The sequence below is a fragment of the Sediminibacterium salmoneum NBRC 103935 genome, assembly GCF_000511175.1.
Classification (GTDB): domain Bacteria; phylum Bacteroidota; class Bacteroidia; order Chitinophagales; family Chitinophagaceae; genus Sediminibacterium; species Sediminibacterium salmoneum.
The window spans coordinates 661206-670903 of sequence record NZ_KI866530.1 but is presented as its reverse complement, the minus strand read 5'-3'; the positions used below and the strand labels follow the sequence as shown (position 1 = coordinate 670903).

Sequence of the window (9698 nt, the reverse complement as noted above, 5' to 3'; positions counted from 1 at the left end):
CGTGTGCCTTGCCTCCCACGTACTACTTTTTTTATTTGCGCTTTAGATTAAGCAACATCGTATATAATACAATAAACGAAACCAACAAACCAATCAGAGAAAAAGACCACCCCATTTTATCAGCTCTGGGCTTTTTCAATTTCACTTGTATTATCCAGTCTCCTACTGTATTATAGGCAACTGCTTTAACCCCTGTTGCAAAATCGGTGCGGTTCTCAGCAAATAAGGTAGTGTACCTTTCGCCCTCCTGTTGTTTACTTAATTGATAATAAAACAATTCACTGATACCTGTATCGTTCAGGCCTAATGATTTTATAAAATTTTTCTTTCGAATAATAACTGCTGCAAATCCCCATAATGTATCCTGCTGAAGAATCGGGTATCTGCCCACAAATCCAACCCCTCCCTGCTTCAACTTTAATGGCCCTTCAAAATGAAGCTTATTGGAAGAACTGCTCAACATGGATTCCCGTATATGTTCCGGATAGGTTTTTAAATTGAACCCAATCACTTGCTCGTTCCCCTTCAATGGATAAGTATGTGTTATTACCATATCCTGTACCAATTGAATGGCATCTATATATTCATTTTGACTTAGCAACTTCTCCGCAATCATATCAAAATGATTATTCAGCAAATTATGCTCTACCATTGATGCTATTACACTGGTAATGGAACTGCTGTTTTGGATCGTGGTTTCAATTTGATTACCTATATGGATTACTTCCCTTTCTACCAATTGCTTTTCAAGGCTTCTCTCTTTTTCATACCATTTCCAGGCCAGTATTTGCGTAACAACTATCATTAACACAAATACCAGCCAGGAAGTAAATCTGCTATGTTTTACAATCTCTTTCATTCAGATAACATAGCTTAAGTTAATTTTTTTTCTGCTAATATCCTAAACCCCAGTCTCTTCCTTTCATAATGGCAGGAACTCCTTCAGCAATCCATTTGGCAGGTTTGTCTCCTTTTAATAAGTAATCAAAGAATTGCTGCTCTCTAATCTGAATATCTTTTCTGTTTTTCCTTTCCACCAGGTTATGATCTTCATTATTATAATTCAGCATCCATACCTGCTTTCCTAATCTTCTTAACGCAGTAAACATTTCAATCCCTTGATACCAAGGCACAGCACCATCTGCATCATTTGCCATAACAACTACTGGTGTTTTTACTTTAGGGAAATGGAAAAGCGGAGAGTTTTCAATATACAAATTGGGCTTTTCCCATAAGTTGGCTCCAATTCTACTTTGTGTTTTTTCGTACTGGAACTGTCTGTTCAATCCTGTTCCCCAGCGAATTCCACCATAAGCACTGGTCATATTGGCTACCGGAGCTCCCGCCCATGCCGCCGCATACAAGGGAGTGCGTGTAATTACGTGAGCAATCTGGTATCCACCCCAGCTTTGACCCTGCAAACCAAGTTTGGTACTATCCACATATCCCCTGGCTACAACAGCCCTTGTTCCACTGACAATATAATCATAAGCACCCTGACCAGGATAACCCGTTTTATACCAGATATCCGGCACAAATACAATATATCCTCTACTCACGAAGAATGGAATATTCAGACGGGACGGAGTTGGTGCAGGTGCACTGTATCCATATAAACCATCGCTGCTTCTTTCATAGAAATAAGCAATCATGGGGTATTTTTCTTAGGATCAAAATCTTCGGGTTTATAGATAATACCCTCGGCCATTTTCCCTGTATAAGCTTTCCAGGTAAACAATTCAGCGGTACCCCAATTGTATTGAGACTGTTGAGGATTGGGCTGATGAAGAACCGTAGCCTCTTTTATATCCTTCATTAAACTATTGGCCTGTAAGGCAGCTACGGCTATATTGGTAGAACGTTCAAATGTTTCCGTACCAAATGAAATGATATCAGCATTTTTAGCTTTGGCAACAGCAGAAATTCGCAATGGTAATGTTTCTGCATTTAAATCCGCAATTTGAAAAGTGGTGCCCATGGTATGCGCTTTTAATCCACTTCCCTTGTTTTTACGATTAAACACATTCAACAGCAATTGCTGATTGTTTTTTATAAAACGCTCTTCCCTGTTTAAATTGATATTTCTGAATACCAGCTGATTCTTTCTACCCAAACCATTGGTAATATTCACTGAAGCCTTTTTACCGGCTGGGTCAACCTGCCAGATATCAAACTGATCATAAATCAGCAATGCCTGGTCATTTTCCAGCCAGCCCGCAATTCCATAAGGATTGGGTTCGTCCGGAACATCGTTCTCTACATCATACAGTGGCAGTTTTATATCGGCTGCCAATGCTGATATCTGCTGGTTGTCTGATGCATAAACACTGTATTTTCTGGCAATATCATTATACATAACCAGGTATTTTCCGGTGTAAGACGGGTAAGCATTTCCCTTAATATTTTTCTGAATGATTTTTCTGGAACCAGTAACAGGATCAATGGCATAGATATCCATATAAGCCCCTCCCAGCCACTGTGTAGCGATTCTTTTTCCTTCATCTGCCATGCCATAAAAAACCAGGCCGTCGCCCTCCTGAGTTTGCATAACAGATCTGAACGCAGGTGATCCAATTTGCACAACCGCCTTTTTATCAAAATCATATCTTGCCAAATACGCTTTATTCAATTCCTGTTGTAAATTCTTCAATTGAACGGGTTGTAAATAATCATCGTTATAGTGCCATACATCTACACTAACTCTCTCAAACTCTGGCGTTAAAGTGTCTTTCACAGGCAATACCGGAGCCGTACCGAAAAACAATCGGTTGCCCGACTTACTAAAACTGATGGCCTGTGCATTTTCACTAACGGTATAATTTGAAGGCATACCACTGGTTTTTCTATCTACTATGGCTGTAGCACTATCAGCTCCATTTTTATGATAATATAATTTATAAAATTTTTGCAAAGACTTGGAACTGCTGTCTCTTTCGGCAATAAAAGCCAATTGCTCACCAGCTTCATCCATCCTGTAAGCTTTTGCATCGTTAAAACCAGCCAGAATAATTCGGGTGGTCCTGTTTGACAGATCCAGTTTTACAACGGAGGATTTTACTTTGTTATCGTTGGCTTTCTTAGTGGTTTCCATCAAAAGCACATTTCCCTTCTTACTAAAGAAATATTCGCTCACCAATGGAAAAACCATCGTATCACCTGAAGTTAGATTCATAACCAATAAATCTGTTCCTTCTTCAATGGGTTCAGCATTGTTTCTTGCTGCACCAGGTGCAGGAGCCGAAGGCCTTGCTGTACTATCGCCCTGTGCAGGTCTTGGAGCAGGTGCCGCAGGTTTCTTTTCGAACAGAATGGCAATATGACTCGCATTTTCATCTGCTATTTTAAAGCTTTTTACTGCAGCCATTTTCTGAATACCCCCATTGTTCAGATTCACAATGGCAATTGAGTCTTTTGGCATTTCATCCGGACGCTTCTTTTTAATTCTGGCATCCCTGGTATCTTTAAAGGGAGCTTTGATTCTGCAAATTAAAAACTGGCTGTTATCGGTAATATTGGCATTGTATCCTCTTGCTATTGCGGCAACAGCGCTGCCGTCTTTTCTCTTGATGTACAATTGACCATCGCCTTCCTGAGGAACAACTGTAAACGCCACAAAAGCACCGTTATCACTTACGATTCTTTCTGCAATGTTTTGCCAGCCATCATACACAGTGTGGTCCAGTGGCTTTTTCTGGGCAAAACCTGGAATACTTAATACAAGCAAACCGATAATAGGGAGAAGTTTCATGTTGATTGTAATTTTGGATTTTCCGAAGATAATTAAACAATACCCAATTATAAATTGTAATTAAGGTGAATTTGATAAATGGATGAATATGAAAAAATGGTCAGCTGTATGGATGCTTGTTTTTGTGGTAAATATGGCAATGGCCCAAAACGGTGGAATATATTCCGGAATAATTATAGATAAACAGTTACAGAAGCCGGTTGCAGGAGCAACTGTTGAACTGGTTCAATTGAACCAAAAAGTGATTGCCGACTCTGCCGGTAAATTCATATTCAGACAATTGAAGCCCGGCTATTACACTTTTCAGTTCTCTGCGCTGGGATACACTTCACAATTCAGATACAATGTACCAATAGCATCGGGTAATGAGAATACAATGGTCATTGAACTGGAAGCCTCCATAAAAGAACTACAAAATGTTCAGGTTACCAGTACCAGCCGAAACCGTTCAGCAAAAGCGGCAACCCTTGAAACACCCCTAAGTGTTCAAAGACTTACTTCTGAGGAAATCAAAGCCAATCCAGGTGGAAACTTTGATATATCCAGGGTAATTCAGGCGCTACCAGGCGTTGGAGGATCTTCCAGTACAGCCGGATTTAGAAACGATATCATTATCAGAGGTGGTGCTCCCAACGAAAACGTATTTTACCTTGATGGAATTGAAATTCCGGTAATCAACCACTTTGCTACACAGGGAAGCGCCGGGGGGCCAACAGGTATACTGAATGTAAGCTTTATTGAAGACGTTAAACTTTCTTCCTCTGCCTTTGATGCCCGTTTCGACAATGCCCTTTCCTCTGTATTTGAATTCAATCAAAAAAGAGGCAACAACAACCGTGTACAGGGAAATATCCGTCTGAGCGGTACAGAATTGGCTACCACTTTTGACGGACCGCTAGGAAAATCCGGAAAAACTACTTTTCTGGCTTCGGCAAGAAGAAGTTATTTACAGTTGTTATTCAAAGCCATTGATTTACCCATACGACCTAATTACTGGGATTTCCAGTATAAAATATCTCACCAGTTGAGTAAAAAAACAACGCTGACTCTATTGGGTGTTGGCGCAATTGATGAATTCAACTTTGCAGCACCAAGAGAAGCTACTCCAGACAAATTGTATGTACTGAACAGCAATCCTTCCATACAACAGTGGAATTATACCATTGGTGCTTCTATTAAACATCAGTTGAAAAACGGATACTGGAATCTGGCTATTAGCAGAAACAGCCTGGATAATCAATTGGAAAAATACGAGAACAACCTGGGGCCAGTCAGAGGCGCCAGAACCCTTCAATTGGGTTCCAGAGAAACTGAAAATAAAATCAGATTTGATGTTAACCAGAATATCAACGGATTAAAATGGAGTTATGGAGTAGTAGCCCAATGGGTGAACTACAGCAACAATACAAATCAACTGATTAGCAATGCCATCACCGATAATAATAACAATATTATACAGCCAGCGGTTACTTACTCTTACAATAGTGCCATTCAATTTGCCAGACTGGGTGCTTTTACACAAGTGGGAAAAAGATTCCTGGATAATAAATTAGGGATTAGCGGGGGGATCAGATTTGACCAGAACACATTCACAACTACTGGAATGAACCCACTAAAAACATTGAGTCCAAGAATAGCAGCAAGCTACCAGATATCAGATAAAGTAACTTTCAATGCTTCCATTGGCACTTATTTTAAAATGCTTCCCTATACCGTATTGGGTTTCAGAAACAACAATAACGAGTTGGTAAATAAACAAACTGATTATACACAGAGCACACATTATGTAGCAGGATTTGAGTACCTGCCTTCTGCCTCTACCCGATTTACATTTGAAGGGTTTTATAAGCGATATAACAACGTACCAGTCAGTGTAAGAAATGGAATCAGTTTATCGAATCAGGGGGCGGATTTCTCCGTACTTGGAAACGAAGCGGTAACCACCAATGGCAAAGGAAGAGCATATGGTTTTGAATTCTTTGCCCAGCAGAAATTAACGAAGCAGTTCTATGGTGTTTTCAGTTACACCTGGTTTGTGAGTCAGTATACCAATACCGGCAATAACTATGTAGCCAGCTCCTGGGATAACAGGCATTTGCTAAGCGCCGTTTTAGGATACAAGTTAAAGAGGAACTGGGAAATTGGATTGAAATTTCGTTTTCAGGGAGGTGTGCCTTTCACTCCCTATGATTTAGTTGCCAGCCGACAAAACTTTCTTGCATTGGGAACCGGTGTACTCGATTTCACCAGGGTCAATTCTCAAAGACTCAATGCATTTAACAGAAGTGATATTCGCATAGACAAAAAATGGTTCTATAAAAAATACACGCTGAATGTATTCCTCGACATCACCAACTGGTACCTGGCCAAAAGCCCTGCACCATCCGTGTATACATTTCAGCGTAACACAAACAACACAGCATTCATAACCACAGACGGATTACCGGTTCAACCAAACGGAAGTAATGCAGTACCTTTTTTGTTAAGCAATAACGATGCAAACGTTACGCCGACATTTGGTTTTATTGTTTCGTTTTAGCAGAATGCTTTACCAGCATTCTGGCCATCTGTAAAACTACAGAGAGGATTATCAAACCAACTCCATAATAAAAGCTGCTGGAGAGGTATTTGTTTTCATCGAACAAAATGAAAGCCATGATAATGGCATAAACGGGTTCCAGATTCAGGCTAAGATTCTGTGTAAAGGCAGAAACTTTTTTTAATGAATCTAACATGAGTTGCATGGCAACAATGGTACAAAGCCAACTAAGAACTAATAACCAGCCTAAATCTGACAAGGTAGGTATAATGGAAGTTTCAGGAAAGAAATAAGCATATGCCGGCATCAATACAGTAATTATCACCAACCCTCCCGTAAGTTCGTATAACATCATTATGGTAGGCTCCGCATCGGCTACCTGCTTCTTGTTTAATACCGAAAACAGGGCAGCAAGAAAGGCAGAAACAATCCCGACGATAATCCCTGTCTGGTATCGCTCATCAAAATGAAAAATCAGATATATCCCCAATAAGCTCAGCAGGCCCAGGCCTAATTCTGCCCATTGCAATTTTTTAGTAACCAGTAAAGGCTCCAGTAATGCCGTAAATAATCCAGTTGCAGAAAAACAGACCAATCCTATGGATACGTTTGAAAGTTTAATGCTACCATAAAAAGCAACCCAGTGCAAAGCAATCAGGGTTCCGATCAGAAAAAAATGAATCGCTTGTTTTTTAGGTATCCGTGTAGATTTTTTAGTAAGGGCAAACAATACGGACAAACTAACTACCGTAATCATAATCCTGTACCAAACCAGGGTCATTTCATTTAAATGAATCAGAACTCCCAGTATCCCGGTAAAACCTGCCAGAAATACCGAAATATGTAATTTGATTAATGCTTGTTTCACGGAAAAAAATTAGCTGGCTTTCACCCGTTTTCTGTAGTTCTTAAACATACTCTGCCATTGAATACTGATAACACCCAGAACCCCCTCCTTTATGATTCCCTTATTCATTTTACTGACTCCTACTTTACGGTCTCTGAAAATGATGGGAACTTCCTCAATCCTGAACCCCAGTTTCCATGAGGCAAATTTCATTTCAATCTGAAATGCATAACCCACAAAAGAAATCATATCAAAATTAATGGCCTCCAGCACTTCTTTTTTATAGCATACAAATCCAGCGGTAGGATCTTGCACCGGCATCCAGGTAAGCAATTTGGTATACAGCGCACCACCTCTTGAATACAACTGACGATCCCATGGCCAGTTCTCTGTTTGTCCCCCTTTTACATATCTGCTTCCGATAGCAAGATCTGCATTGCCCTGCTTACAGGCAGCATAAAGCCTCTCTAAATCATTGGGGTCATGAGAAAAATCGGCATCCATTTCAAAAATAAAGGAATAGTTTCTTTGAAGGCACCACTTGAAACCATGTATATAGGCAGTTCCTAAACCCAATTTACCTTTCCGCTCTTCCAGAAAAACCTGATCGGGGTATTTTTGAATAGCCGTTTTTACAATTTCAGCAGTTCCGTCCGGAGAGCCATCATCTATCACCAGAATATGATACCCCTGATTCAACGCCATCACGGCATCTATCATAGAAGCTATATTTTCTTTCTCATTATAGGTTGGTATGATGACAATTTTCTCCGGCATTTACTTTTTAAGCAAGGTTCTGTTTAATATTTCTGTTAATTTCTGTTTGGTGTTCATGGCAAAGTCTCCTTTCATCATCCAGTCATAATACTGGGGTTCTTCTTTCAGCACCTGAACCACAGGTTTTCCCTTGTGCTTTCCGAAATTGAAAACTTCTACTCCATTTTCCTTTACAAATCTTCGGGCAAAATCTACAATATCATCTTCTCCGGTAAACTTCACAATGCTTTCTACCGTATTCCCTATCTGAGGATATCTTTCTATCTGTGCTTCCAGTACTTCCCAGGTAGCAGTAGCATCTGCTTCTGCACTATGTGCATCTTCCAGGGTTTTATTGCAATAAAATTTATAAGCTGCACCCAAAGTTCTTTGCTCCATCATATGAAAGACTTTCTGAACATCCACCAGTTTTCTTCCATCTGCAGAAAAAGATACACCTGCTCTTAAAAATTCTTCTATCAGCATCGGAATATCAAAACGATTGCTGTTATATCCGCCTAAATCACAGTTTTCAATAAACTGCTTAACCTCATTAGCCACCTGTTTAAAACTGGGTGCGTCTTTTACCATATCATCCGTGATACCATGAACATCAGATGCTCCGGCAGGTATAGGAATCTGCGGGTTAATTAGTTTTCGTTTTACTTGTCTGGTTCCATCCGTCAAAATTTTTACAATGGCAATTTCAACTATACGATCATTACTGATGTTAACGCCGGTTGTTTCAAGATCAATAAACGCAATAGGTCTGGTTAAATTTAATTTCATTGTACAATTTCAGGATGATGTTGGCAAGATTTCTTCCGCCAACGAATTTATGTTTAATCCATCATAATTTCCACTACTCATGAACAGAATATTTGCATTTGACGTGTTAATTTTCTTCAGCCATTTCAACAATTCAGACTTATCATTCATCACAATCAAGTCATTATTTCCAAATCCTTCCTTCACTTTATCTGCCGGCAAATCGGGCATCTTCTTGATTTCCAACGCATGCTTTGCATAAAAAACAACTGCTTCATCTACCTCATCCAGTGCTCCTTTGTATTCATTCATGAAATTTACATTCAGGCTGCTGTAGGTATGTAATTCTAAAATGGCAATTAATTTTCTCTCCGGAAACTGCTTCTTTACTGCTTCTACCGTTGCTTTCACTTTACTGGGTGCATGCGCAAAATCACGATAAATATGGGTAACATTATTTTTGGCTAGCAACTCCAGTCTTTTTGCTGCACCGGTAAAACTAGCAATCGCTTTCAAAAAATTTTCCGTAGAAATACCTAATTGATTGCAGGCATAATACGCAGCCATGGCATTCAATAAATTATGATTGCCAAAAACACTTAAAACACCCTTTACCCCATTGATTGCCAGTGTTGTAGTTCCGCTATTTATTTCATGCTGAGGAATACCATAGGGTTGATAATGTATATCCGTTCTTTTGTTTTTCTCCACCAGTTCAACCAGAACAGGGTCTGTTTCATTATAAATTAATATTCCACCTGGTTCTATTTTCTGAATAAAAATCACAAACTGTTCCAGATAAAATTCAAATGTGGGAAACACATTGATATGATCCCAGGCAATCCCTGTAAGTATGGCTACATGGGGAAACAGAAAATGAAATTTGGGTCTCTTTTCTAAAACGCTGGCGGGGTATTCATCTCCCTCACAAACAATAACCGGGGCATCGGTAATTTGAACCGACTGCTCAAACCCAGACAGTTTGGCTCCCACCAGATAATCAAAACGCCATTTGCTGTTCTTTTCGAACACAATGCTAA

General features: G+C 39.7%; 8 protein-coding genes. 1 reads left to right on the top strand and 7 read right to left on the bottom strand.

The features are described 5' to 3' along the window. Positions 1-31: 31 nt before the first annotated feature. From P767_RS0103325 to P767_RS15615, 3 genes are read right to left on the bottom strand one after another with little or no spacing between them, the layout of a single operon-like run. Positions 32-859, bottom strand: a complete 828-nt coding sequence (locus P767_RS0103325) for a CHASE domain-containing protein (protein WP_026763393.1) — start codon at positions 857-859, stop codon at positions 32-34. 34 nt (positions 860-893) lie between these two features. Further along, positions 894-1652 (bottom strand): alpha/beta hydrolase family protein, encoded by a 759-nt coding sequence (locus P767_RS18085; RefSeq protein WP_051417052.1) that lies wholly within the window; start codon positions 1650-1652, stop codon positions 894-896. Next, entirely contained in the window at positions 1649-3748 is a 2100-nt protein-coding gene (locus P767_RS15615) for a hypothetical protein (RefSeq protein ID WP_051417050.1), read from the bottom strand. Before P767_RS15615 ends, P767_RS18085 begins: the two co-directional genes overlap by 4 nt. A gap of 88 nt (positions 3749-3836) precedes the next feature. Between P767_RS15615 and P767_RS0103315 the strand changes: the two genes are divergently transcribed. Further along, positions 3837-6287 carry a TonB-dependent receptor gene (locus P767_RS0103315; RefSeq protein ID WP_037352196.1) on the top strand — a complete coding sequence of 817 codons (2451 nt, stop codon included), beginning with the start codon at positions 3837-3839 and terminating at the stop codon, positions 6285-6287. On the opposite strand, the gene P767_RS0103310 is transcribed toward P767_RS0103315, so the two are convergent. From P767_RS0103310 to P767_RS15610, 4 genes are all read right to left on the bottom strand, one after another. Next, positions 6271-7155 carry a DMT family transporter gene (locus P767_RS0103310; RefSeq protein ID WP_026763391.1) on the bottom strand — a complete coding sequence of 295 codons (885 nt, stop codon included), beginning with the start codon at positions 7153-7155 and terminating at the stop codon, positions 6271-6273. The two genes, P767_RS0103315 and P767_RS0103310, sit on opposite strands and share 17 nt — an antisense overlap. A gap of 9 nt (positions 7156-7164) precedes the next feature. Continuing rightward, the gene (locus P767_RS0103305; protein ID WP_026763390.1) at positions 7165-7911 is read right to left on the bottom strand and encodes a polyprenol monophosphomannose synthase; all 747 of its coding nucleotides are present in this window, start codon (positions 7909-7911) and stop codon (positions 7165-7167) included. Next, entirely contained in the window at positions 7912-8679 is a 768-nt protein-coding gene (locus P767_RS0103300) for a 3'-5' exonuclease (RefSeq protein WP_026763389.1), read from the bottom strand. 9 nt (positions 8680-8688) lie between these two features. Further along, the coding region (locus P767_RS15610; protein ID WP_071840025.1) for a Mur ligase family protein at positions 8689-9698 on the bottom strand (1010 nt) is incomplete at its 5' end.

Excerpts from the sequence above, each read along its gene's own strand:
- P767_RS0103315 (WP_037352196.1), top strand. The coding sequence starts at position 3,837 with ATGAAAAAATGGTCAGCTGTATGGATGCTTGTTTTTGTGGTAAATATG.
- P767_RS18085 (WP_051417052.1), bottom strand. The coding sequence starts at position 1,652 with ATGATTGCTTATTTCTATGAAAGAAGCAGCGATGGTTTATATGGATAC.
- P767_RS0103300 (WP_026763389.1), bottom strand. The coding sequence starts at position 8,679 with ATGAAATTAAATTTAACCAGACCTATTGCGTTTATTGATCTTGAAACA.
- P767_RS15615 (WP_051417050.1), bottom strand. The coding sequence starts at position 3,748 with ATGAAACTTCTCCCTATTATCGGTTTGCTTGTATTAAGTATTCCAGGT.
- P767_RS0103325 (WP_026763393.1), bottom strand. The coding sequence starts at position 859 with ATGAAAGAGATTGTAAAACATAGCAGATTTACTTCCTGGCTGGTATTT.
- P767_RS0103305 (WP_026763390.1), bottom strand. The coding sequence starts at position 7,911 with ATGCCGGAGAAAATTGTCATCATACCAACCTATAATGAGAAAGAAAAT.